The organism is Streptomyces sp. NPDC046557, from assembly GCF_040645975.1.
Taxonomy (GTDB): domain Bacteria; phylum Actinomycetota; class Actinomycetes; order Streptomycetales; family Streptomycetaceae; genus Streptomyces.
On sequence record NZ_JBEYZH010000004.1, the window covers coordinates 93,861 to 115,948 of the forward strand.

Sequence of the window (22,088 nt, forward strand, 5' to 3'; positions counted from 1 at the left end):
TCTTTCGGCTGACTCGACATGCTTTCGCAGGGAGAAAACGGGATGGGACTCACCGCACGGATCCGCACGCGCGACGGATGGGCCGTGTCGCACGCGGTCGTCACGGTGACGGACATGACGGGCACACAGGTCGTGCGCGCCCAGGCCGACGGCGATGGCGCCGTGCGCGACACGACCGCGCTGGCGCCGGGCGCGTACACGGTCATAGTCACGGCGGTCGGGTACGCGCCCACCGCGTCGAGCACGATCGTCACGGCGAGCGGGCGCGCGGAGGTCGGCAATGTGGTCCTCGCCCGGCAGGGGGGCGCCGAGTTGCCGCCGCCCGGGCCGTGGACGATCGACCCGGCGCACTCCTCGGTGGCCGCCGTCGCCCAGCACCTGGGGATCTCCAGCGTGCACGGCCGCTTCACGGACTTCGCGGGACGGATCGTGATCGATCCGCAGGACGTGTCCGCGTCGCGGGTGGAGGCGTTGATCGAGGCCGCCTCCATCGACACGGGCAACGGCCTGCGCGACGGTCACCTCAAGTCACCGGACTTCCTGGACGTGGCGGCGTACCCGAAGATCGGTTACCGCTCGACGGGCCTGACCCCGGCCGGCCCCGACCGCTGGACGGTCCACGGCGACCTGACGCTGCGCGGCGTCGTGCGCCCCGTCGACCTGGACCTGGCCTACCTGGGCACCGGCGCCGACCCCTGGGGCGGCACCCGCGCCGCGTTCCGCGCCACCGCCGAACTGCACCGCGAGGACTTCGCGATGAACTACAACCAGGTCGTCCAGGTGGGCATCGCCGCCATCGGCGCGACGCTGAGGGTGGAGCTGGACATCCAGGCGGTGCAGGGCGACTCCCTGCCCCAGGCGTAACGCGCGGCAGGCCCACGGCAGACCGCGGGGCTCGCCGAGCACCGGACCCGGGCGACCGTACGAAGGCGTCGCCGGGCCGGTGCGCCGGCCGGCCCATTCGCCGGCCGGCCGGTTCTCCGGGGGCCGGTTCGGTCCGGGCGACGGTGATCTCGTCGAGCGGTGGCGTGAACGAAGCCCGGGGATCACGAAGACGTCGCCGACACGGAGCGACGGTGACCGGCCCTTCTCGGCGCGCTAGGGGTGGCGCGGGCGTTCACCCGTGGACGTCGACCAGGCGGCGCAGGGAGAACGGCTCGGCAAGGATCTCGTTCAGCACTTCGGCGACGTGCCGGAAGTGCGGCAATGACGCTGATGATCTACAGCGCGCCCGTGGGCTCGGACGCCGCGACGGCCCTTGCGTCCCTGGTCGGGCTCAGCGCGGGAGTGGGTCTTTGAGGCGGGCGTACCGGGCGGGTGTGGTGCCCACGATCCGCTTGAAGTGCCGGGTGAGGTGCGACTGGTCGTAGAAGCCGGCGGTGGTCGCCACGTCGCCCGGCGGTTGCCCGTCGAGCAGCAGTCGGCGGGCCAGATCGACGCGGCGGGAGGTCACGTACTGGTGCGGTGCGATGCCGAACGCGCCGCTGAACGCGCGGACGAGGTGCGTGGGGTGGGCGTGGAGGAGGCGCGCGGCCTCCTCCAGGGTGAGGGGTTCGAGGATCCGTTCGTCGAGGAGTTCGCGCAGGGTCCGCGCCACACGGTGGTCCGGTCGGGTGCCGAGTCCGGCCGCTCCGTCGACGGGCCCGGGGCGCAGGTGCGCGCGCAGGCGTTCGCTTACGAGGGCCAGGCGGCTCTCCGCCTCGAACGCGTCGCCCGGGTGGGCGAGGGCCGTGTGCAGTTGCCCGACGCGGGTGCGCAGGAGTGGGTCGGCAAGGTCCGGGCCGTCCACCGCCGGTCCGATGAGGCTCGCGTCGAGGTGGGTCATGTCGAGGTAGAGCACGCGTTTGCGGAAGCCGTCGGTGGTGGCGGGTGAGCCGTTGTGAGCGACCTGCGGCGGGAGGAGGCTGACGGTGTCGCCGGGGGTGGCGCGCTCGTGGCGGTCCAGGTCGTAGCGGACCGTGCCGTCATCGACGATGAGCAGCGTCCAGGCGTCGTGGACGTGCATGGGGTAGGTGTGCTCGGTGAAGTGGGCGTGGAGGACCTCCACGACACCCGCCACCGGCGGGCGCCAGGCCGAGGTCTCCCGCCGGGGCGTCATGCAAGGAACGTACAAGACGCGGGCGGAGGGCACCGCGCAGTCTCGAAGCATGAGAATCATGAACGAGACCGACACCCGGAACCGTGCCGACGTGGAAGGTGCGCCGGCGGCCGTCCGCTTCGACACCAAGATCGCCGTGGTGCTGCGGGACGACCTCGAAACCTGGCAGCGGCTGAACGTGACCGCGTTCCTGGTCAGCGGGCTCGGCTCGGCCGCCCCCGAGGTGATCGGCGAGCCGTACGCGGACGCCGACGGGACGGCCTACCTGCCGATGTTCCGCCAGCCCGTACTGGTCTTCGAGGCGACGAAGGAGCACCTGACCGCCGCGCACGGCCGCGCCGTGAGCCGAGCGCTGCCGACCGCCGTGTTCACGTCGGACCTGTTCGGGACGGGCAACGACCGTGACAACCGGGCGGCCGTGCGGGCCGTGGGCTCCGCCCACCTCGACCTGGTGGGAACGGCCGTGTACGGGCCCCGGAACGCCGTGGACAAGGTGCTCAAGGGCGCGCGCATGCACCCCTGATCCGGCGGCGCCGGGGGAGGTCGTCAGGCCGGGTCGACACGGCGGGACCGTCAGCCCAGGCTGACAGTCGTGGAAACGGGAGATCTGACGGAACGTCTCAGGTCGCACGACCCCGCCGTGGGACTACGGGCGGTGGGCGCCCTGCACCGGCTCGCCGAGCAGGTGGAAGCGGCGGCGGTGGCGCGGGCCCGGCAGCAGGGATGGTCATGGGAACAGATCGGGGACGCCCTCGGCGTGTCCCGACAGCCCGCACACGCCAAACACGGGAAGTGAGACGACGGAGTTCGAGTTCACAGCGGGTGCCCGCACGGCCGTCACCCACGCACTGGAGGAAGCCCGACTGCGCGGCGATCGCCGGATCGGGACCGAGCACCTCCTCCTGGACGTCCTCCACGAGCCCGGCTCGCCCGCCGTCCGGTGTCTGGGCATCGGCCTCGACGACGCGCGGAGCGCACTGGCGGACCTGGACCGGTCGGCGCTGACCGCGATCGGGATCGACGTCCCGGGTGTGGACCGGCCGCCCGTTCCCGCCTCGCGCAAGCGCACGCCCTTCACCTCCGGGGCCCGCTCGGTCCTGCCGCGCGCCCTCGGGGAGATGAAGAGTACCGGCGGACGACGCCTCGGGCCGGAGCACCTGCTGCTCGCGCTCCTCGCCGGTGAACACACCGATCCCGCGGCGGAGTCGCTGGACCGGCTCGGCGTCGACCGCTCGGCCGCCCGAGAACGCCTCCGGGGAACGGACGCCGCCTAGGGCCGGGTGGCGCCCACCGACCTGCGGAGCGGCGGACGCCCCGACAACCCGGTTGTCGCGGCCGGTCGGCTTACGTAAGATCGCCGCCGTGAACACCGGACCGGCGATACGCCACACACGGACGGGTTACCCGGTGGAGGACTGATCCCTCCGCGGGTGCGAAGAAGGCACCCCCACGGTTCGGCACGCGGACCCCCTCGCGCTCCTGCGCCAGCGTCCCTTTTCCGTGCCGAACACACCGAGGTCAACCGCATGACAGTCACGTTCAACCACACCATCATCGCCGCCGAGGATCGCGACGAGTCGGCCCGCTTCTTCCGCGAGCTGTTGGAGCTTCCCGAGGCACCGTCCTGGGGCCCGTTCACCAACGTCCGGCTCCCCGACGGGGTGCTGCTCCAGTTCGCGGAGCCGCCGGTGGAGATCCAGATGCAGCACTACGCGTTCCTGGTCGACGACGCGCTGTTCGACCGGGCGTACCGCCGGCTCCGTGACCGCGACATCGAGCACTGGGCCGACCCCCACATGCGCCGCCCCGGCGAGACCAACACCGAGCACGGGGGCCGGGGCGTGTACTTCAAGGATCCCGCGGGTCACGCCATCGAGTTGCTCACCCGTCCGTACCTGTAGCCCGCCACCGGCAGCGCCTGCCGGTGGCCGCTCTCCCGTCCGGCCGTCATCCCGTGGCGGCCGGACGGTGCTTGAGTTCCTCCTCCGACACGTCCTCCAGGTGTGTGAGGAATACGCGGATGTGACCCGAAGGGTCCTTGAGGATGACGGTGCGGTCGCCGTGGAACATGTTCGTCGGCGGTTGGAGGATCTCGGCTCCGGCCGCCCGCGCGCGCTCGCCAGGCCTCGACGTCCGGTACGAAGACGTGCAGCGTGGCGGTCGTCCCTCCGCCGAGCGCCGCCGGCGACGCGAAGGACCGCCGGTCCGCCGGGGCGGGCGGGGACCGCCCCTTTCCCCTGCCGTGTGATCATGGCCCGTCGGCACACCCGCGCCTCATGGGGGGACCATGCGCACCCGGACCACCACCGCCACCACCGTCACCACCGCCGCCGCGAAGGGCCTCGTCGCCGCACTCGCGGCCCTGCTCCTCCTCGCCGCTTGCACCGCACCGGGCGAGCCGCGGCAAGGGGGCGCCGGCGCTTCGACTCCCGCGCCCACGCAGAGCGGCGGGTCCGCCTTCGAGGGGTACCAGGGGCCCCGGCCGCAGGACCAGAACCTGTTGGCCTGGACCGGTGACCCCAATGACGCGGGCCACGTCACCGCGCAGTCGGCCGCCGGGGTCGGCGGCCGGATCACCCTCGTACGGATCGTCCTGCGCGAGCCGATCACCTGGTCGAACATCTGGTTGGGGCTGGCCGGAGTCGACCAGAACGCCCAGCTCGCCAACTGCTACCTCGGCGTGTACGACGGCGCGGGCACCCTGCGCGGGGCGACCTCGGACATCTCGCCCCAGCTGATGGGCGAGGCGGTCGCCAAGTCGCTGCCCCTCGGCAAGCCGTTCACCGCCGCCCCCGGGACCTACTTCATCGCCCTGCTGCTCAACGGCAATTGGGCGACCAATGCCCTCACCCTGAAATCCACGGGGGCGGGCATCTCGGTCAACGCCGGTCTGACGCCGCCGCAGCTCCGGTACAGCACCGTCCTGACCGGCCAGACCGCGTTGCCCGCGACCGTGAACCTCGCCGAGCAGTCCACCGGCATCATCAACACCGGCTGGGGCAGCCAGTGGTACGGGATCTCCTGAGCCGGTCGAGCGCCCCGTCCGGCGCACGGAGCAACACGGGTACACACGTACGAAGAACGGCCGGGACCAGGCATTCCCCGGCTCTCGGCCACGCCCCTTTGGCAAAGGGACAGTTACCGACATGTCTGTATTCGGCAACACGAGGCGATTTCACGCTGTCCGGCAGCGTATGTGAGCCAAAGTATGGCTTCTCGGCCACATGCCGAGAACCGCTCGCAGCCCGCCCGGCTTGTTCGCACCCCGGGGCGGGCCAACGTTGGAAGGGGCCATTGTCATGTCTGCTTCTCTCACTCCCCGCCGCCTCGTCGCCGCGTTCCTGGCCGCCGGCGCCCTGGTCGGCGCCGCCGCCCTGCCGGCCACCGCCGCCGGCGACCACGGGAACGGCCGCCACGCGCGCTCCGCGGTCGTCATCGGCTCCGTCCAGCACGAGAGCCACGCTCGCAACGACCGTTCCAATCACGCGCTGAACCGGGAATGGGTCGAGGTGAAGAACACCGGCCGCCACGGGGTCGACCTGCGCGGCTACACCCTCACCGACCAGCAGGGCAACCGCTACCGCTTCGCGGGCCTGCGCCTGGCGGGCGGCCACAGCGTCAAGGTCCACACCGGTCAGGGCCGCAACACGCACACGGACGTCTACCAGAACCGCAGCCGGCAGATCTGGGACGCGCGTGACACCGCGACCCTGCGCGACGACCGCGGCCGTGTCATCGACACCGAGTCCTGGGGCGGCCGCCAGGGCCGCGGTCACCACAGCTGACCCAAGCGACCCAACCCACCCAAACGCCCGTCACGTCCCTCGCCGACCGTGACGTGACCACGTTCCGGTACGGCGTGCCGCGGGAATCCGCCCGTGGCACGCCGTATCCGTGTCCCCGCGAGTAGGATCCCGCGCGGGCGGGGACACCTCTGCGGTTCCTCCCTTCGGATTGACCGGACCGGCAACAGGGGGGAATTGACGTGATATCGACTTTGCTGCGCCGCGCGCTCGGCGTCACCATCGCCAGCGGCGCCCTGCTCACCGTCTCCGCGCCGGCCCAGGCGGCCGCGGCTCCGCCGGTCTCCGCCGCCGGTGCGTTCCTGATGGACGGCACCACCGGGGCGACGCTCAGCTCCAAGGCCGCCGACACCAAGCGCCAGATGGCGAGCACCACGAAGATCATGACGACGGTGGTGGTCACCACCCAGCCGAACCTGGACCTGGACAAGAGGGTCACCGTCAAGCAGGAGTACCTGGACTACGTGGTCCGGGAGGGCGCGAGCTCGGCCCACCTCAAGGCCGGCGCCCGACCGACGGTCCGTCAACTGCTGTACGCGTTGATGCTGCCGTCGGGCTGTGACGCGGCGTACGCGCTCGCCGACACCTTCGGTACGGGCACGACCACGAAGGCCCGCACGGAGAGCTTCATCGCGAAGATGAACGCCAAGGCGAAATCGCTGGGCCTGCGCAATACCGTGTACGACTCCTTCGACGGCATCTCGCCGACGGGCAACAACCTCACCACCCCGCGCGACCTCGCGAAGCTCACCAAGTACGCGATGGGTGGCAGCACCTTCCGGACGCTGGTGAAGACCACGTCCATCAGCACCGGCGCCACCTCCACCAGCGCGACGTGGTCGAACAGCAACCTGCTGATCCAGCCGCGCCCGACCGGGTACGCGTACCCGGGTGCGATCGGTGTCAAGACCGGCACCGGCACGGCGGCGGGCAAGTGCCTCGTCTTCTCCGTGACCCGCAACGGCAAGACGATCATCGGTGTGCTGTTGAACGACGAGGAGCGGTACGCGGACTCGATGGCGCTCTCCGACTGGGCCCTGGGCCCGGCCGCCGGTTCCAAGACCGCCCTCCGGCGCAGCACCACGGAGCCGATCCCGGACGTCCTCGACTGACGGTGCCACGGGACGGCGCCGGCGCGCACGGCCGCACTGACGCACTGACGCACTGACGCACTGACGCAGCGAACGTGCCGACGTGAAGAGACGACGGCGTGGAGCGGATACCCCGGTATCCGCTCCACGTGCGAGAGGGTCGGATCGGGGTCAGTGGTCGTCGAGTCGGGCGCTGATCAGGTACGCGGCCTCCTCCGACAGCCGCGTGCGCCGCTCCTCCTGCGACTCGGCGCCCAGCGCGAGGCGCAACGCCAGTTCGGTACGCAGCATCGTCGTCCGGGGCACGGGAACCCGCTGCCCGGGCTTCTCCGTGAACGGCTGTAGTTCCACCGCGGCCGCTTGCGCCTCGTCCGAGCCGCTGCGTCGCAGGGACAGGAACACACGGGCGAGCCAGTCGGCGGGAATCGTCAGCATGGAATCGGTCATGCCACTGCAACGATCCAAACCCCTCGCAGGTCAGTCCCTTCCGGCCGGAGCAGGAGCGGTAGTGCAGGGGCGCTCCTGAGGTCCTCCATCGCGGCGCGAGTCGCGATCGAGGCCGGCAACAGTCGGGGCTGGGACCGTGTCGGAGACGACGCGGACCGGAGCCACCCCCCGGGCCGGGGGCATTGCGGTGCCGCTGCCGACGGTGCTCTCCCGTCCGCGCGTTCGGCCCGACCGTCGGGGCCGCGACAAGAGAGGTCCGGGAAACACGGGCGAACGTTCCGGACCGAGGAGAGAGGTTTGATGTGGCCAAGATCGTTCTGGTATCCGGCAGCACGCGCCGGGACTCGCTGAACACCGCTGTGCCGACGACCGTGCGCCACATCCTGGCGGAGCTGCCCGGTGACCACGAAGCCGTGACGCTGTCCGTGGCCGGACCGCCGTTCTACGAGGCCGGGCTGGAGCGTGCCGACGGCTCGGCCGAGGTACGCGCGGCCAAGGAAAAGGTCGCCGGCGCGGACGCGCTGTTCATCAGCACCCCCTCCTACAACGGCGAGATGCCCGGCACGCTCAAGAACGCGCTGGACTGGCTGTCCCGGCCGGGCGGCCGGAGCCCGCTCACCGGCAAGATGACGGCCCTGACCAGCGCCTCCCCCGGAGCGCGCGGCGGGATCGACGCGCAGCCCCGCCTGGTCGGCGTACTCGGTCGCTGCGGCGCCCGGGTCGTCGAGCACGAGCCGGTCGCCCTCGGCGGCGCCTGCCCGCGGGCCGGCGCGGACGGCCGCTACACGGACCCGGACATCGTGGGCCCCCTGGAAAGCCCGACCCGCGCCCTCCTCACCGAACTCAGCCGGCTCGACGAGCGGGCCGAGGTGCTGGTCTGATGGCGACGACCGACCGACCCGGCCTCCTGCGGATCATGAAGGAAGACCTGGACGTGGTGGTGGCCCGCGACCCGTCCATGCGCAACCGCCGGGAAGCACTCCTGCACGCGGCGCTGCCCGCCCTGTGGGCCCACCGGATCGCCCACCGGCTGCACCGGCACGGCCTGCGGTTCCTCGCACGGACCATCGCCTGGTACGCCCGCCGCGGCACCGCCGTGGAGATCCACCCCGGCGCGGTGCTCGGCCGGCGGGTGTTCATCGACCACGGCGCGGCCGTCGTGATCGGCGAGACCGCCGTGGTCGGGGACGACGTGACCATCTATCACCAGGTGACACTGGGAGCGGTGGGCTGGTGGAGCGACAACGACCGGCCCGTGGGGGAACGCCGCCATCCCGTGGTGGGCCACCACGTCGTGCTCGGTACGAACGCGACCGTGCTGGGCCCCGTCACCATCGGCGACCACGCCGTCATCGGAGCGCAGGCCCTGGTCAACAAGGACGTGCCGCCGGGAGCACGGGTGCTCGCCGCCACCGCCGTGATCAAGGCGGTCGGCAAGGCTCCGCAGCCCATGGAGGACCTGTACGCCGTCACCGCCTCGGCCGGCTCCTGGTAGTCCGCACCCTTCCCGTCCCGGGGATCCCGCTCCGACCGGCGGGTTCCCCCCGCGTGGACCGTACCGGCGCACGACGCACCGTACGACCGACACACATCGCCCCACCGAACGACTTGTGAGGAACAGACGTGGAAAGCCGCCGGAAGCGCAACATAGCCGACAGCATCGAGGACTTGATCGGCTCGACCCCACTGATCCGCCTGCGCTTCGACGACACCGCCCCGGGCACCGAAGTGCTCGCGAAGCTGGAATCGGCCAACCCGATGTCCACCAGCAAGGACCGGGCCGCCCTGTACATGCTGCGCGCCGCGGAACTACGCGGTGACCTCAGCCCGGGCAACGGCACCGTCATCGAGGCGACGTCCGGCAACACGGGCATCTCACTGGCCGCGCTCTGCGCCGCCCGCGGCTACCGCTGCGTGATCGTGCTGCCCGACAGCGCCACCGCCGAGCGGGTGTCCCTGCTCAAGGCGCTGGGCGCGGAGGTGGTGCAGACCCCGCGCGACAGCGGCTACGCCGGTGCGATCGCCAAGGCCGAGGAACTGCACGCGGCGACGCCGGGCTCCTGGTTCCCCCGCCAGCACGACAATCCCGACAACGTGCGGGCCCACTACGAGACCACAGGTCCGGAGATCTGGACCGACACGGCGGGCCGCATCGACGTCATGGTCTGCGGTGTGGGCACGGGTGGCACCCTCAGCGGCATCGCGCGGTACTTGAAGGAGCAGAATCCGGGGATCCGCGTCGTCGCGGTCGAACCGGAACGCTCCCCCGTGCTGTCCCAGGGCGTCGGCGGCCTGCACCGGATTCCCGGTCTCAACGGCGGCTTCGTCGCCCCCACCACCGATGTCGATCTGATCGACAGTGTCGTGACGGTCTCCGACGAGGACGCCATGCTCGCCGCCCGCGCCCTCGCCCGCCGCCAGGGTGTCTTCGCCGGGGTCTCCTCCGGTGCCGTCGCCCACGCCTGCGCCCGGCTGGCCGCGCACCCCGACTACATCGGGGCCACGATCGTCACGGTCCTCCCCGACACGGGCGAGCGCTACCTCAGCCTGTGGAGCGAGAGCGACACGCCCGCCGCCCGCGCCGTCGAACAGCCCGTGACCCGGCCGGGCGAGCAGAGTGCCGACCGAGCCGCCGAGCAGGCCGCCGCCCTCACCGTCAAGCCCTGACCACCGAGCCCGCCATCAAGCCCTGAGCCGGCCCCCCAGCTCTCCGATCTCACCGATCTCACCGAGCCCAACCGGGCCCGCCGCGCCGTCGCACCGTCCGACGCCCGACTCCCCCACTCCGCAAAGGAACCCGACATGCCGGTGATCACCGTCGACTGGTGGCGGGGCAACGACCGTGCCCCGCGCACCGAGCTCGTCCGCGCAACGACCGGAGGCCGATCATGAACTTCCGCGAACTGCACCCGAACATCAAGCTGAGGATGGGCGTCGGCTTCGTCCAACGGCTGCTCGGGATCATGCTGATGCCGCTGATGGTCATCCACCTGGCCACCCTGTACGGCGCTGCCGCGGCCGGCGTGCTCACCCTGATCGTCGCGGCGGCGGGCATCGCCGGCAACTTCCTCGGCGGCCACCTCGCCGACGTCCACGGCCGCAGGCCGTTGATGGTGGCGGGCGAGGTCGGGGCGGCCCTCACGTTCGGGCTGCTGGCCCTGGCCAACTCGCCCTGGTGGCAGTCGGGAGCCGTGACGTTCGTCCTCTTCCTGCTCAACACCTGCCTGGCGAGCGCGGCCACCCCGGCCGCCGAGGCGATGATGATCGACGTCTCCACCCCCGAGAACCGGAACTTCGTCTACACGGTCAACTACTGGTCGATCAATATGGCGTTCACCGCCGGCGCCCTCATCGGCGGCTTCTTCTACGGTGATCACTTCACCCTGCTGCTGACCGCCGCGGCCGTGCTCTCCGCGGCGACCGCCCTGGTCACGTGGTGGTGGATCGCGGAGAGCGCCCCGGAGTCCGCCAAGGAGCAGGCGCCCGGCATCCCGGCCATGCTCCGCGGCTACCTCGCGGTCTCCCGGGACCGTGTGTTCCTGCGGCTCCTGGCCGCGGCGACGTTCAGCCGGGCCATCGAGGTGCAGATCGGCTACTACATCGCGGTTCGGCTCGCCGACGACTTCCCCAAGCAGGCGCTGGCCGGCCTGGACCGCTGGTTCCCCGCAGTGGACGGCGTCGCGATGCTCGGCATCCTGCGGGCCGTCAACACCGCCCTGATCGTCGTGTTCGCGCTCTTCGCGGGCAGCATGTTCCGCCGGCTGTCCGACCGGGTCCGGCTGTACGCGGGCCTCACCGTCTTCACCGCCGGCTACATGGTCCTCGCCGTCAGCAACAGCGGCTGGCTGCTGATCGCCGCCGCGGTCCTGCTGACGGTGGGCGAGATCGCCAACGTACCGGTCAAGCAGGCGCTGCTGGCCGACCTCGTCGACCCGGCCGCCCGCACCAAGTACCTGGCCGCCTACGGTCTCAACGCCCGCGTCGGCCTGCTCATCGGCTCGCTCTGCGTGACCGTCGGAGCCTTCCTCTCCCCGGTCGGCATGAGTCTGCTGTACGCGGCCTTCGGCCTGGGCGCCATTCTCGTCTACCGCTCCCTGCTGCCGCTGCGCGAGGCGCGCCAGGCAGCGGTGGCCGCGGCGGAGCAGGACACCGCCGAAGCGGAACCGGCCCGGCCGGTCGCCGCCTCGGCCCCGAACGGAGCCACGTCATGACCCACCCCCCGACCCCCGGCCACCTCCTGATGGTGATGCCGTACGAGCAGCTCGTCCGCAAGGCCGTGGAGGCGGGCTTCCGGGTCTGGTCCATCTGGGACCCGGCGCTGCGGCCGGCCGCCTACCTCGACCAGGTCGCGGCCCACTCCGAGGAACTGGCCCTCGTCGACTTCGAGGACGAGGCCGCGCTCCGCGCGCTGGTGGCGCGGATGGCGAGGGAGCACGACGTCCGGCACGTACTGCACCTGGGCAGCGAGTCCAGCATGGCGCCGGTGGTCGCCGAGGCCGAGGCCCTGGGCCTGTCGCCGAACAGCGCCGAGTCCGTCCGGCTGCTCAACGACAAGAACGCGATGCGCCACCTGCTCAACCACAACGGCGTCTCGGTCGTCCGCGCCCGGGAAGCCGCGACGCTCGGCGAAGTGGCGCCGCTGCTCGCCGAATTCGGCCTGCCGGCCGTGGTCAAGCCCGCCAACTCGGCGGGCAGCCGCGGGATCGCGCTCGTCCGCACGGCCTCGGACCTCGCGGAATGGACCGAACGCGTCAAGTCGGTCGGCATCGAAGGCCCGTACATCATCGAGGACTTCCTGGAGGGTCCCGAGTTCAGCGTCGAGACGCTGACCGTCGGCGGCCGGCACGAGATCGTCGGGATCACGGCCAAGCAGACCAGTGGACCGCCCGGGTTCGTGGAGACCGGGCACGTCCACCCGGCGCCGCTGCCCGCCGTCGACGCGGCGGCGATCCGTTCCACCGTGACCGCCCTGCTCGACCTGGCCGGCTATGCGTTCGGTCCGGCGCACACCGAGGTGATCCTCACTCCCGCGGGCCCGCGCATCGTGGAGTCGCAGGCCCGCCTCGGAGGCGACAAGATCCCGCTGCTCGTGGAGGTGGCCACCGGCCTCGATCTGGAAGCGGCGATCTTCCGGGCCCTGGCCGGCAAGGACGTCAGGACGCCCACGCCCCGGCGCTACGCCTCAGTCGGCTTCTTCCGACTGCCCCCCGGGCGTCTGGAATCCGTGGAGGGTCTGGCCGAACTGTGCGCCGAGGAACACGTGCACGGCGTGCACTTCCCCTACCGGCCCGGTGACGTCCTGCCGCGCACCACCGACTCCGGCACCCGGCACGGCTTCGCGGTCGTCGACGCCGCGAGCCCCGCCGAGGCCGCCGAACGGATCGGGGCGGCCTTCGCCACGCTGCGCACCACGATCACCCGGAGCACGGCGAGTACCCCCAGTACCCCCAGCACATCGAGTACCCCCAGCACCCTGAGCACCTCCGGCACGAAGGAAGCCCTGTCATGAGCGCGAGGACCGCGACGACCGCAGCCGCCCCACCCGCGACGCCTGCCGCCGAACGGACGATGCTGTTGGTCGGCGGAACCGACCAACACCTCGAACGTGCGAAGGCCCTGGGGGTCCGCGTGGTGCTGCTCCAACACCCCGACAAGATCAACCCCTTCCAGACCGGGCTGGCCGACGTCCTGCTGATGGTCGACTACACCGACTGGGACACCGTACGGCCGCTGGCCGAGGCCGCCCGGGAGGTGTGGGGGTTCGACGTGATCGTCTCGCTCACCGAGGGCGGTCTCGACATGGCGGCCCGACTCAACGACCACTTCGGCTTCCCGGGCACCCGGCCCGAGGTGAGCCGTCGGATGCGCGACAAATACCTGATGCGCCGCCACCTGGCGGAGCACGGGCGGCTCTCCATCCACTGGGACCGGGTCACCGACCGCGCCTCACTGGAGACCTTCGCCCTGAAGGCGGGCTTCCCCTTCATCGTCAAGCCGACGGACGCGACCGCGAGCTTCGGCCTGATCCGGGTCGGCGGCGCCGCCGACCTGGAGGCGGCGTGGGAGCGCATCGAGGAGCTGCGCGGCCGGCGCACCGACCGCGGCTCGACCCTGTTCACGGTGCGCGAGTTCCTGATGGAGTCCTATCTCGACGGCCCCGAGTTCAGCGTGGAGGGGTTCAGTTTCGGCGGTCGCCACGTGGTGGTGGCGGTGACCGAGAAGCTCGTCGACGACACGCACTTCGCGGAGCTGGGGCACGCCCTGCCCGCCCGGCTGACGCCGCAGGCGTACGACCGGGTGACCACCGCGGTCGCGGACTTCCTCGACACCATGGGCATCACCGACGGGCCGAGCCACACGGAGTTGCGCCTGACCTCGCGCGGACCGGTCGTCATCGAGTCCCACAACCGGGTCGGCGGCGGCCACATCAACGAACTGGTCGAGGCCGCCTACGGGATCGACCTGCTCTGGTACGGCGTCGCCTGGCCGCTGGGCCTGGTGGAGGAGTTGCCGGAACCCCCGATGGCCCGCGCGGGCGCCTGCACCCGCTTCGTGCTCCGCGATCCGGGAACGGTCACGGCCGTGTCGGGCGTGGAGGAGGTCGCGGCCCGACCGGACGTGCTGGCCGTGGAGGTCTCCGTACGCCCCGGCGACGAGGTCCGCCCGCTGCGGGACAACTGGGACCGGCTCGGCTTCGCCGCGGTGACGGCGGCCGACACCGATGCCGCCATCGCCCTCTGCGAACGGCTGACCTCGGAGATCCGCATCGACGTGACCCCCGCGCAGGCGCCCGCCGCGCGGCTGGTGGAGGTGGCGGCGTGACCGCGCTCGTCCTGCACCGGTTCCCGCTGGAGCCCTTCCCGTACGACCGGTGGCTGGCGGAGCTCGACGGCGGCGTGGTGATGATCGCCGCCCGGGACAAGATCCTGGGAGGCCGCGAGCAGGTCCCGGACGGCCCCGGCGGCTACCGTCACCTGGAGATCATCGACACCTTCGACGATGAGGACCTCGTCGACCGGCTCGCCGTCGACCTGGTCCAGGAGTACGGGGTCACGCACGTCATCGCGCACCACGAGGCCGACCTGATCCGGGCCGCGGCGCTGCGGGAGAAGTTCGGCCTGCCCGGCCAACTGCCCGACGAGGTGCTGCCCTTCCGGGACAAGGTGCTGATGAAGGGGAAGCTGGCGGCGGCGGGCATCGCCGTCGCCCCGCACACGCTGCCGGGGACGGCGCGGGAGGCGCGGGTCTTCGCGTCGGCGCACGGCCTGCCGCTCGTCTGCAAGGCGCGCGACGGCTTCGGCTCCGTCGGGCTGCGGGTCGTACGGACCGCGGAGGAGCTGGAGGGGTACCTGGCCGAGTCCTTCGCACCGGGCGCCGCGCCCCGCGAGGACCTGCTGCTGGAGGCGTACGTCCCGGGCCGAATGTGCCACGTGGACGGCGTGGTGGCGGGCGGCCGTACGGTCATGGCCTGGCCCTCCCAGTACCAGTACGAGCTGTCGTCCTTCCAGGCCGACAGCGGCGCCCGGGTGGACCTCACCCTGGACCCCTCGGACCCGCTGACGCCGCGGCTGCTGGAGCTGGCGGAGGAGGCGCTCGCGGCACTGGGCGGACCGGCCGACTTCGCCTTCCACGCGGAGGTGTTCCACACGCCCGACGACCGGCTGGTGGTCTGCGAGGTCGCGGCCCGACCGGCGGGAGCGCGGATTCGGGAGGTGCTGACCGCCGTCTTCGCGGTGCACCCCGTGGAGCTGGCGTCGCGGGCGCACACGGGCCTGCGGCTCGCCGGGCTCGGCGAGCGCCGCCCGGACGGCGCGTTCGGGCGGTTGGAACCGGTCCGGATGGCGGGTCAGGTCCTGATGATGAAGCGACCGGGCACGGTGCGCGGGATCCCGGCGACGCCCGAGGAGCCGTGGGTGGAGTTCTACGGCGTCTTCGCGGAGCCGGGCGAGGTCCTCGCCGAGGCCGCCCTGTCCTCGGACTTCCTCGCCGCGGCGGTGCTGTCGGCGGCGACGCGGGAGGAGTGCGAGAAGCGACTGCGGGCGTTGGGCGCCCGATTCGAGTCGGAGATCGTGATCGACTGAGCCGCGCGCGGGCCGCCCCGCGTCGGAAACTGCGGGCGGCCCGGCGCCACCGGCCCTTCTCGACGGGGCCGGTGGTCCTCCTCCGTCGCACTGTTCGATAAGGTCCGGGGTCGCATGGGACCGATCGAGGAGTGCTTGTATGACCAGCGGAACGTCTTCGGTCCCCAGTCTCACGGCGAAGCCGGGTGCCGGGTTCGAGGGAGACGAGCGGATCACCCGTATCCGCAGGCGTCTGGAGCGGCTCATCGGCATCGCCGCGACCGAGGGCAACAGCGTGAGCCCGCTGCGCAACGGCGACGAGATCTTCGCCGCGATGCTCTCCGCGATCGAGGGAGCCCGCCACACGGTCGACATGATGACGTTCGTCTACTGGCGCGGGGACATCGCCCGGCGGTTCGCCGCGGCGCTGGCCGACCGTGCCCGCGCCGGCCTGCGGGTGCGGCTGCTGCTGGACGGGTTCGGCAGCCGTCTCATAGAACCCGAGCTCCTGGAGGAGATGGACGCCGCGGGCGTCCAGGTCGCCTGGTTCCGCAAGCCCCTTCACCTGTCCCCGCTCAAGCAGAACCACCGCTGCCACCGCAAGGTGCTGGTGGTGGACGAGCGGACCGCCTTCACCGGCGGCGTCGGCATCGCGGAGGAGTGGTGCGGCGACGCCCGCAACGAACGGGAGTGGCGGGACACGCACGTCGAGGTGCGGGGCCCGGCGGTCGACGGCGTCGCCGCCGCGTTCGCCCAGAACTGGGCGGAGTGTCACGCGGAGCTCTTCGACGACCGGGACCGCTTCGTCGGCCACGAGCCGGCGGGCGACGCGATCGTGCAGGTCGTGCGCGGATCGGCCAGCTTCGGCTGGCAGGACATGCAGACCCTGATCCGCGTCGTCCTGGAGTCGGCCGAGGAGCGGGTGCGGCTGGCGACGGCGTACTTCGCGCCCGACACGTACTTCGTCGACCTGCTGTGCGCGACGGCGCGTCGCGGCGTGCGGGTCCAGATCCTGCTGCCCGGCCCGCACACCGACAAGCGGGTGTGCCGGCTGGCGGGTCAGCGCCACTACGAGGCGCTGACCGCCGCCGGCGTGGAGATCTTCGAGTACCAGCCGACCATGATGCACGCGAAGGTCATCACCATGGACGGCGTCGTGTCGCTGATCGGCTCCACCAATTTCAACCGGCGCTCCCTCGACCACGACGAGGAGGTCATGCTCGCCGTCATGGACCGGGGCTTCACCGCCGTGCTCGACGCGCACTACGACACCGACCTCAAGGTCAGTGACCGCATTCGTCCCGGCCGGTGGAAGAACCGCCCGCTCGTGCAGCGCGCACGCGAGGCCGCTGTGGTCCCCATCCGCCGCTACCTCTGACGAGCGCGCCGCCGACGGCCGGCGCGGGCCGGGCCGGGCGGCGGGCGCGGGCGCGAACCGGGCGGTGCGCGCCGGATCGGAGCCGGTCAGCCCCGGTCGGAGTCGTCGCCCCGCGCTTGGTCGCCGGAGCGCCGCTGGGCGCCGGTGCTCGGGGAGAGCGCGTCGGCCGCCTCTCCCGGCTCGCCGTCCGCGAGCTCGTCCTGCGGGCCGCGCTCGGCCCGTTCGGCTTCCCGTCGTGCTTCCTCGTCCCCGGCCTCACCCGGAGCGTGGGACGGGGTGGTGCGCGGCGGCTCGTTCCGTTCGCGATCGGTCATGGTCGCATCCTTTCCTCTCCACCGGCCGGCGAGCGCTTCGGTGGGCGTAACCCCGCCTACCCGGTCGCGGGCGTCCCAAGCCGGTCGACGGCCTCCCAAGATCGCGTACGGGCGCAAGTCGCGGGAGATGCTGTTCGTCTCGGCCCCGCTGTTGCTGTCGGCGGTGGGCCCGCTGGTCCTGATCCTGCTGTCCGGCCTCGGGGTGATGGGGCTGCGCACCGCCCTGCTCGTCGCGGCCGCGGTGGACGTGGGGGTGCTGCTCGGACGGGGGTGGTACGGCGGGGTCCGGATGGGCGGCACCACGGCCGCCGCGCTGCCGGCCGGGGTCGCCTACGCGGCGATCGGCGGCGCCGTCGTCCTGGTCAAAACCGTCGGCCACTGACCTCGGCGGTCGGCCACTGACGTCGGCGCGCGGCGGACCGCCGGCGGACCGTCGACTTCGCGGTGCGGTCCGCCGGGGCCGGGGCCGGGCATCAGCCGTGCGCGGCGAACGCCTTCGTGAAGGCGAGCGGGGCCTGGGTGATGGAGGAGCAGGTCGGGTCGGCGAAGTTCTTCGCACCGCCGGCGCACTGCCGGTCGCGGGCTCCGGACCACATCGCGAGCCGGCCGATGCCCTTGGAGCGGGCGAAGGCCGCCAGTTGCGTGGCGTCCTCGACCGTGAAGACCTCGGTGGCGACGTCGTTCACGCCGATCATCGGGGTCACGGCCACCGTCTTCCACGCCGCGGCGTCGGAGAGGCCGAGAACGCCCTTGATCTGCGCCTGGGTCGCGGTCGCGGCCTGGATGGCGTACCCGCCCATGTCCCCGGCGTACGCGGGTCCGTAGTCCATGGCCATGATGTTGACGGCGGAGATCGCCACCCCGCCCCGCCGGGCGTTGGCGAGCAGGTCGAGGCCCGCCTGGGTGAGGCCCTCGGGCATCACCGGGAGGGTGAAGGAGACGTCGAGTCCGGGGTGGCTCTTCTGCAACTGGGCTATGGCCTGCGCCCTGCGGGTGTTCGCGGCCGTGTCGGGCAGGGCGCCGCCCTCGATGTCGAAGTCGACCTTCGTCAACCCGTACGCGTCGACGACCTTCCCGTAGGCGGCGGCGAGGCCGGTGGCGGAGTCGCACGCCAGCGCGAGCTCGGAGCCGGCGGCGCCGCCGAACGACACCCGTACGTCACCGCCCTCGGCCCGCAGCGCGGGGAGTTGGGAGGCGACGCGGTCGTCGCCCAAGGCGGTGGTCCCGCCCCACAGGGGGGTGCAGCCGCCGCCGGAGGTGACGAAGGCGAGGTTGAACTCCTTGACCCCGGTCTTCGCGGCGGTGTCCAGGAGGTCGTAGGCCGGGTAGAGCGAGGTGTCGACGTAGGGCGCGAATCCGGCGGAAGCGGGGTTGCCGCCTCCGGTGCCGCCGGTGGGGGCCGACGTGGAGGGGGCCGGAGCGGTGGGCTTCGCCGTGTGACCGGTCGTGGGGTGGGAGGTGGGTTCGGTGGACCGGGCCGGGGTCGCCGCGGCGGTGGGGCGCGTGGTCGGCCGGCCGCCGGGGGCGGGGGTGGGGCCGGTGCCCGGGGAACACTTCTCCTTGTTGATGAGACAGCCCGTGGGATCGCCGGCGCCGCCGGTCGCGGAGGTGACGAACCCGACCGTCAGGGAGGTGCCGGGTGCGAGTCCCGCGGTGTCCCAGCGGGGCGGCTTGACCGTGACGTGCCGGCCGCTGACCCTCTGTTCGCCGTTCCAGAGGGAGGCGAGGGCGGTGCCCTCCGGCAGGTCGAATTCGAGGGTCCAGTCCCCCAGGGCCTTACCCGTCCGGTTGGTGATCACGTACTGCCCGGTATAACCGGTGGTCCAACTGCTCGACTTGGTGAAGACCGCGCCGATCGAGGCCGCTTGGGCGGTACCGGTCAGGGCGACGGCGGTCGCCCCGACGGCCGCCGCGACGGCGAGGGCCGCCGCCGCCTTCGCCTTGGTGCTCGGGGTGCGGCGATGGGAATTGCCAGCCATGGAGGACCTGCTTCTGCGTGGGGATGAGGGATCGACCAGCACGCTAGCGACCACGAAACGGACAAACGTGCGGTTCGTGCCTCTGGCCGGAGAGCTTGAGACGGCCTTAAGGAAGAGATCGGGGGCGGTTAATGACCCGGCTGTCAGTGCGGGCCGGCAGGATCGACGGCATGACGACTGTGCTTCCCATCGACAGCGAACGGGCCGTCCACGGCAGGGGAATGAGTGGTCCGGAGGCGGGCGGGGCCGGGTGAACCGGCCGACGCACGGCGCGCTGCACCACGTCGAGATCTGGGTGCCCGACCTCGCCCGGGCCGTGGACTCGTTCGGCCGGCTGTTGGAGGCCCTGGGGTACACGCCGTTCCAGAGCTGGAGCAACGGACGGAGTTGGCGGCTCGGCGCGGTCTACCTCGTCTTCGAGGAGTCGCCGGCCCTGACCGCCGTCCACCACGACCGTCGCCGCCCCGGGCTGAACCATCTGGCGTTCCACGTCGAGGACGCCGCGGCGGTGGAGGAACTGGCGGCCGAGGCGGTGCGACACGGCTGGCGGCTGATGTTCGGCGACCGGCACCCGTACGCCGGTGGCGCGGGGCACTACGCGGCCTACCTGGAGAACGAGGACGGCTTCGAGGTCGAGCTGGTCGCGATCCCCTGATCCGGGCTCGGCGTCGTCACCCGGATGCGGGGTCCGCCCGCATGGGGGAAGCTGGCAGAGCGGCGACTGACCGCCGACAGCGACGGGCGAGGAGGCCACGTGGACGGTTCAGGACACGGCGGGCGGGCCCGCGGGCCCCGGCCCGGAGCGCGGACGGCCGGCCTGCTCTGTACGGCGGCGGCCCTCGCGGCGACCGCCGTTCCGGCCTCCGCACGGCCGGCCCCCGCCACGGCGGCCGATCCGCCGGCCGACCCGGTGGTGGTCGTCGACTGCTTCTCCAAGGCCCAGGTACGCCCCGAGGAGTACCTGCTGGCCTGCGGCGACGGCAACAACAACCTCGTCCGGCTCCGCTGGGAGACCTGGGGGCCGCGCGTCGCGACGGCCTCGGGAACCGACATGGTCAACGACTGCCGCCCGTACTGCGCGGCGGGCCGGTTCCACGCCTATCCCGTGACCGTGACCCTCAGCAAGCCGGAACCGTGGCCCGACCGCCCCGGTGTGCGGCGCTTCACCACCATCCGGCTGCTCTACACCGACACCGCGCCGGCCCCGGCCCCCAAGGACGTGACCCTCAAGCTCGTCTACTGACCCCGGTGGCCCGTGCGGCGGGCCGCCGCCGCGTCCGTGACGTCGAGGAACACCCGGTCGAGTTCGGGCCAGCGTTCCTGGAGTTCGGTGCGGACGCGGACCATCGCGTCCTCGACGGTCTCGCTGTCGTAGCCGGCCGTCAGGTCGATGCCGGCGGCCAGGAGCGCGGAGTCGGGCCCGAGGCGCATCGTCAGCAGGGATGTCACCGCGTCGATCTCCGGCTCGCCTTCGAGCAGGGCGCGGACCTCGCGCTGCAGGCCGGGGTCGACCGCCTCGCCGATCAGCTGGGTCCGGGCCTGCTTGCCGAGCACGTAGGCGACGTAGACGAGCAGGACGCCGATCAGGACGGAGGCGCCCGCCTCGTAGGCCACCTCGCCCGTCACCATGTGCAACGCCATGCCCGCCATGGCGAGGACGACGCCCAGGCAGGCCGTGCTGTCCTCCGCCAGGACGGTGCGCAGGGCGGGATCGCGCCCCGCCCGAACCTCCGCCGCCATTCCGCGCCCGGCGGCCCGTGCCGCGCGGCGCACCTGGAGGACGGCCCGCATGAGGGAGACGCTTTCCGCGAGGAGCGCCACGAAGAGCACGATCAGGCCGATCACGTACCCGCTGTGCGATTCGTCGCCGCCGGAGCGGAATGCCTCCACCCCTTGGAAGACCGAGAAGCAGCCGCCGGTGACGAAGATGCCTACGGCGGCGAGCAGCGACCAGAAGAATCGTTCCTTGCCGTAGCCGAAGGGGTGGCGGGTGTCGGCGGGGCGTCGGCTGCGCTTGACCGACGCGAGCAGGAAGACCTCGTTGATGGAGTCGGCGACGGAGTGCGCCGCCTCCGAGAGCAGGGCGGGTGAGCCGGCGATGACGCCGCCGATGGCCTTGGCGACGCAGATGGCGAGGTTGGCCGCGAGGGCCACCCACACCGTGAGCCGGGTTTCGCCGTCCTGCCCACCGCCCGGCCCACCGGCCTGTCCGCTGTCCTGCCCGCTGTCCTGCCCGCCGGCCTTTTGCGCCGGACGCTCGGGCCCGGTCGTCCGGGCGGTCCCCTCTGCGGTCATCCGCTCACCACGGCGCGTACGTTCTCGACGCTGCCGCAGTCGGCGGCCAGGTGCCGCTCGCGTGCACGCAGGAAGGCCTCCCCCAGTTCGGCGCGCCGTTCGTCGGGCACGCTCTCCCGGGCACCGTTGAGGATCGTCCGCTCCTCCTCGTCGATGTGGTGGGACACCGCCTTCGCCAGTTCCTCCAAGCGCTCGTCCCACTCGTCCGAGCCGACCTCGGAGACTTCGAGCAGCGCCAGCAGAGCCTCGTTCCCCTCGGCGTGCTCCTCGGAGCCGTGGTCCACCTCTTCGTCGTCGACCCCCTTGAACCGCTTGAGCGCGCCGTACACCTCGGCTTCCTCGGCCTCGCCGTGCGCGATGAGCAGCGCGGAGAACTCGCGCAGGGCGGCGGCCCGGTCGGCCTCCACGCTCCGCATCCGACGGAAGAGGTCCTCCATGCGCCGGTGGTCTTCGAGGATCACCGCGACGACGTCCTGTTCCACTGCCATTGGTCCACTCCTGCTCACTACGCACCGTGTCGTCCGGGCCGCGGGGAAGGCGTCGATGCCCACTCCCGGCAGCCGGGCCCGGCGGTCTGTCTCCGGTTGGTCACCTTCGGGGGTGCTCGCTGCGGGAGAATTCAA

26 protein-coding genes and 1 pseudogene are annotated in these 22,088 nt (G+C 72.1%); 20 read left to right on the top strand and 7 right to left on the bottom strand.

Translation table 11 applies throughout. From position 1 onward, the window contains the following. The first annotated feature begins 42 nt into the window (after positions 1-42). A complete protein-coding gene (locus ABZ934_RS11540; RefSeq protein ID WP_361311623.1) occupies positions 43-864 on the top strand; it encodes a YceI family protein in 822 nt (273 codons plus the stop codon). 412 nt (positions 865-1,276) lie between these two features. Here the strand turns inward: ABZ934_RS11540 and ABZ934_RS11545 are convergent, their stop codons facing one another. Beyond that, a complete protein-coding gene (locus tag ABZ934_RS11545) occupies positions 1,277-2,098 on the bottom strand; it encodes an AraC family transcriptional regulator (protein WP_361311625.1) in 822 nt (273 codons plus the stop codon). Positions 2,099-2,156: 58 nt separating this feature from the next. Here ABZ934_RS11545 and ABZ934_RS11550 point away from each other — a divergent pair, with 58 nt between their 5' ends. The 5 genes and pseudogenes from ABZ934_RS11550 to ABZ934_RS11570 all read left to right on the top strand — a co-directional run bounded on the left by ABZ934_RS11550 (position 2,157) and on the right by ABZ934_RS11570 (position 3,999). After that, complete coding sequence (locus ABZ934_RS11550; protein WP_361311628.1) at positions 2,157-2,621, top strand: DUF2000 domain-containing protein; 465 nt, start codon at positions 2,157-2,159, stop codon at positions 2,619-2,621. 69 nt (positions 2,622-2,690) lie between these two features. Next, positions 2,691-2,894 (top strand): helix-turn-helix domain-containing protein, encoded by a 204-nt coding sequence (locus ABZ934_RS11555; RefSeq protein WP_361311631.1) that lies wholly within the window; start codon positions 2,691-2,693, stop codon positions 2,892-2,894. Between the two features lie 52 nt (positions 2,895-2,946). Beyond that, positions 2,947-3,066 (top strand): annotated as a pseudogene (locus ABZ934_RS11560) (Clp protease N-terminal domain-containing protein); the annotation flags it as partial. A 63-nt stretch (positions 3,067-3,129) separates the two neighbouring features. Further along, the gene (locus tag ABZ934_RS11565) at positions 3,130-3,372 is read left to right on the top strand and encodes a Clp protease N-terminal domain-containing protein (RefSeq protein WP_361311633.1); all 243 of its coding nucleotides are present in this window, start codon (positions 3,130-3,132) and stop codon (positions 3,370-3,372) included. Between the two features lie 252 nt (positions 3,373-3,624). Further along, positions 3,625-3,999 carry a VOC family protein gene (locus tag ABZ934_RS11570; RefSeq protein WP_361311636.1) on the top strand — a complete coding sequence of 125 codons (375 nt, stop codon included), beginning with the start codon at positions 3,625-3,627 and terminating at the stop codon, positions 3,997-3,999. A 46-nt stretch (positions 4,000-4,045) separates the two neighbouring features. Here ABZ934_RS11570 and ABZ934_RS11575 read toward each other — a convergent pair whose 3' ends face one another. Then, complete coding sequence (locus ABZ934_RS11575) at positions 4,046-4,168, bottom strand: hypothetical protein (RefSeq protein WP_361311639.1); 123 nt, start codon at positions 4,166-4,168, stop codon at positions 4,046-4,048. A gap of 217 nt (positions 4,169-4,385) precedes the next feature. On the opposite strand from ABZ934_RS11575, the gene ABZ934_RS11580 reads away from it, so the two are divergent. The 3 genes from ABZ934_RS11580 (at position 4,386) to ABZ934_RS11590 (ending at position 7,013) form a co-directional block, all read left to right on the top strand. Then, positions 4,386-5,123, top strand: coding sequence for a hypothetical protein (locus tag ABZ934_RS11580; RefSeq protein WP_361311642.1), 738 nt, complete (start codon positions 4,386-4,388; stop codon positions 5,121-5,123). Between the two features lie 274 nt (positions 5,124-5,397). Further along, positions 5,398-5,883 carry a lamin tail domain-containing protein gene (locus ABZ934_RS11585; protein ID WP_361311645.1) on the top strand — a complete coding sequence of 162 codons (486 nt, stop codon included), beginning with the start codon at positions 5,398-5,400 and terminating at the stop codon, positions 5,881-5,883. A 200-nt stretch (positions 5,884-6,083) separates the two neighbouring features. Next, complete coding sequence (locus ABZ934_RS11590) at positions 6,084-7,013, top strand: serine hydrolase (RefSeq protein WP_361311648.1); 930 nt, start codon at positions 6,084-6,086, stop codon at positions 7,011-7,013. Positions 7,014-7,163: 150 nt separating this feature from the next. Here ABZ934_RS11590 and ABZ934_RS11595 read toward each other — a convergent pair whose 3' ends face one another. After that, positions 7,164-7,427, bottom strand: a complete 264-nt coding sequence (locus tag ABZ934_RS11595) for a hypothetical protein (RefSeq protein ID WP_361311650.1) — start codon at positions 7,425-7,427, stop codon at positions 7,164-7,166. Between the two features lie 314 nt (positions 7,428-7,741). Between ABZ934_RS11595 and ABZ934_RS11600 the strand changes: the two genes are divergently transcribed. The 8 genes from ABZ934_RS11600 to ABZ934_RS11635 all read left to right on the top strand — a co-directional run bounded on the left by ABZ934_RS11600 (position 7,742) and on the right by ABZ934_RS11635 (position 16,877). Further along, the gene (locus ABZ934_RS11600) at positions 7,742-8,320 is read left to right on the top strand and encodes an NAD(P)H-dependent oxidoreductase (protein WP_361311653.1); all 579 of its coding nucleotides are present in this window, start codon (positions 7,742-7,744) and stop codon (positions 8,318-8,320) included. Continuing rightward, positions 8,320-8,934, top strand: a complete 615-nt coding sequence (epsC, locus tag ABZ934_RS11605; RefSeq protein ID WP_361311656.1) for a serine O-acetyltransferase EpsC — start codon at positions 8,320-8,322, stop codon at positions 8,932-8,934. Before ABZ934_RS11600 ends, epsC begins: the two co-directional genes overlap by 1 nt. Before the next feature lie 128 nt (positions 8,935-9,062). Next, on the top strand, positions 9,063-10,106 hold the full coding sequence (locus ABZ934_RS11610) for a cysteine synthase family protein (RefSeq protein WP_361311659.1): 1,044 nt from the start codon (positions 9,063-9,065) through the stop codon (positions 10,104-10,106). 221 nt (positions 10,107-10,327) lie between these two features. After that, positions 10,328-11,650: an MFS transporter gene (locus ABZ934_RS11615; protein ID WP_361311662.1), complete on the top strand. Its 1,323-nt coding sequence runs from the start codon at positions 10,328-10,330 to the stop codon at positions 11,648-11,650. Further along, positions 11,647-12,948, top strand: a complete 1,302-nt coding sequence (locus tag ABZ934_RS11620) for an ATP-grasp domain-containing protein (RefSeq protein WP_361311665.1) — start codon at positions 11,647-11,649, stop codon at positions 12,946-12,948. The genes ABZ934_RS11615 and ABZ934_RS11620 overlap by 4 nt, the downstream gene beginning before the upstream one ends. After that, positions 12,945-14,261, top strand: coding sequence for an ATP-grasp domain-containing protein (locus ABZ934_RS11625; protein ID WP_361311667.1), 1,317 nt, complete (start codon positions 12,945-12,947; stop codon positions 14,259-14,261). The genes ABZ934_RS11620 and ABZ934_RS11625 overlap by 4 nt, the downstream gene beginning before the upstream one ends. Beyond that, positions 14,258-15,520, top strand: coding sequence for a hypothetical protein (locus tag ABZ934_RS11630; protein WP_361311669.1), 1,263 nt, complete (start codon positions 14,258-14,260; stop codon positions 15,518-15,520). Before ABZ934_RS11625 ends, ABZ934_RS11630 begins: the two co-directional genes overlap by 4 nt. Positions 15,521-15,659: 139 nt before the next feature. After that, positions 15,660-16,877, top strand: coding sequence for a phospholipase D-like domain-containing protein (locus ABZ934_RS11635; RefSeq protein ID WP_361311671.1), 1,218 nt, complete (start codon positions 15,660-15,662; stop codon positions 16,875-16,877). A gap of 86 nt (positions 16,878-16,963) precedes the next feature. Here ABZ934_RS11635 and ABZ934_RS11640 read toward each other — a convergent pair whose 3' ends face one another. Beyond that, the gene (locus tag ABZ934_RS11640; RefSeq protein ID WP_361311674.1) at positions 16,964-17,191 is read right to left on the bottom strand and encodes a hypothetical protein; all 228 of its coding nucleotides are present in this window, start codon (positions 17,189-17,191) and stop codon (positions 16,964-16,966) included. Between the two features lie 127 nt (positions 17,192-17,318). On the opposite strand from ABZ934_RS11640, the gene ABZ934_RS11645 reads away from it, so the two are divergent. Further along, positions 17,319-17,573, top strand: a complete 255-nt coding sequence (locus ABZ934_RS11645) for a hypothetical protein (protein WP_361311676.1) — start codon at positions 17,319-17,321, stop codon at positions 17,571-17,573. Positions 17,574-17,664: 91 nt separating this feature from the next. Here ABZ934_RS11645 and ABZ934_RS11650 read toward each other — a convergent pair whose 3' ends face one another. Beyond that, a complete protein-coding gene (locus tag ABZ934_RS11650; RefSeq protein ID WP_361311679.1) occupies positions 17,665-19,170 on the bottom strand; it encodes a cellulose binding domain-containing protein in 1,506 nt (501 codons plus the stop codon). Positions 19,171-19,420: 250 nt separating this feature from the next. Between ABZ934_RS11650 and ABZ934_RS11655 the strand changes: the two genes are divergently transcribed. Both ABZ934_RS11655 and ABZ934_RS11660 read left to right on the top strand, forming a co-directional pair. Then, complete coding sequence (locus ABZ934_RS11655) at positions 19,421-19,825, top strand: VOC family protein (protein WP_361311682.1); 405 nt, start codon at positions 19,421-19,423, stop codon at positions 19,823-19,825. Between the two features lie 99 nt (positions 19,826-19,924). Further along, entirely contained in the window at positions 19,925-20,413 is a 489-nt protein-coding gene (locus ABZ934_RS11660) for a hypothetical protein (protein ID WP_361311684.1), read from the top strand. On the opposite strand, the gene ABZ934_RS11665 is transcribed toward ABZ934_RS11660, so the two are convergent. Together ABZ934_RS11665 and ABZ934_RS11670 are read right to left on the bottom strand one after the other, a co-directional pair. Next, a complete protein-coding gene (locus ABZ934_RS11665; RefSeq protein ID WP_361311686.1) occupies positions 20,407-21,465 on the bottom strand; it encodes a cation diffusion facilitator family transporter in 1,059 nt (352 codons plus the stop codon). The genes ABZ934_RS11660 and ABZ934_RS11665 overlap by 7 nt on opposite strands. After that, positions 21,462-21,953: a hemerythrin domain-containing protein gene (locus ABZ934_RS11670; RefSeq protein ID WP_361311688.1), complete on the bottom strand. Its 492-nt coding sequence runs from the start codon at positions 21,951-21,953 to the stop codon at positions 21,462-21,464. The genes ABZ934_RS11665 and ABZ934_RS11670 overlap by 4 nt, the downstream gene beginning before the upstream one ends. Between the last annotated feature and the right edge of the window lie 135 nt (positions 21,954-22,088).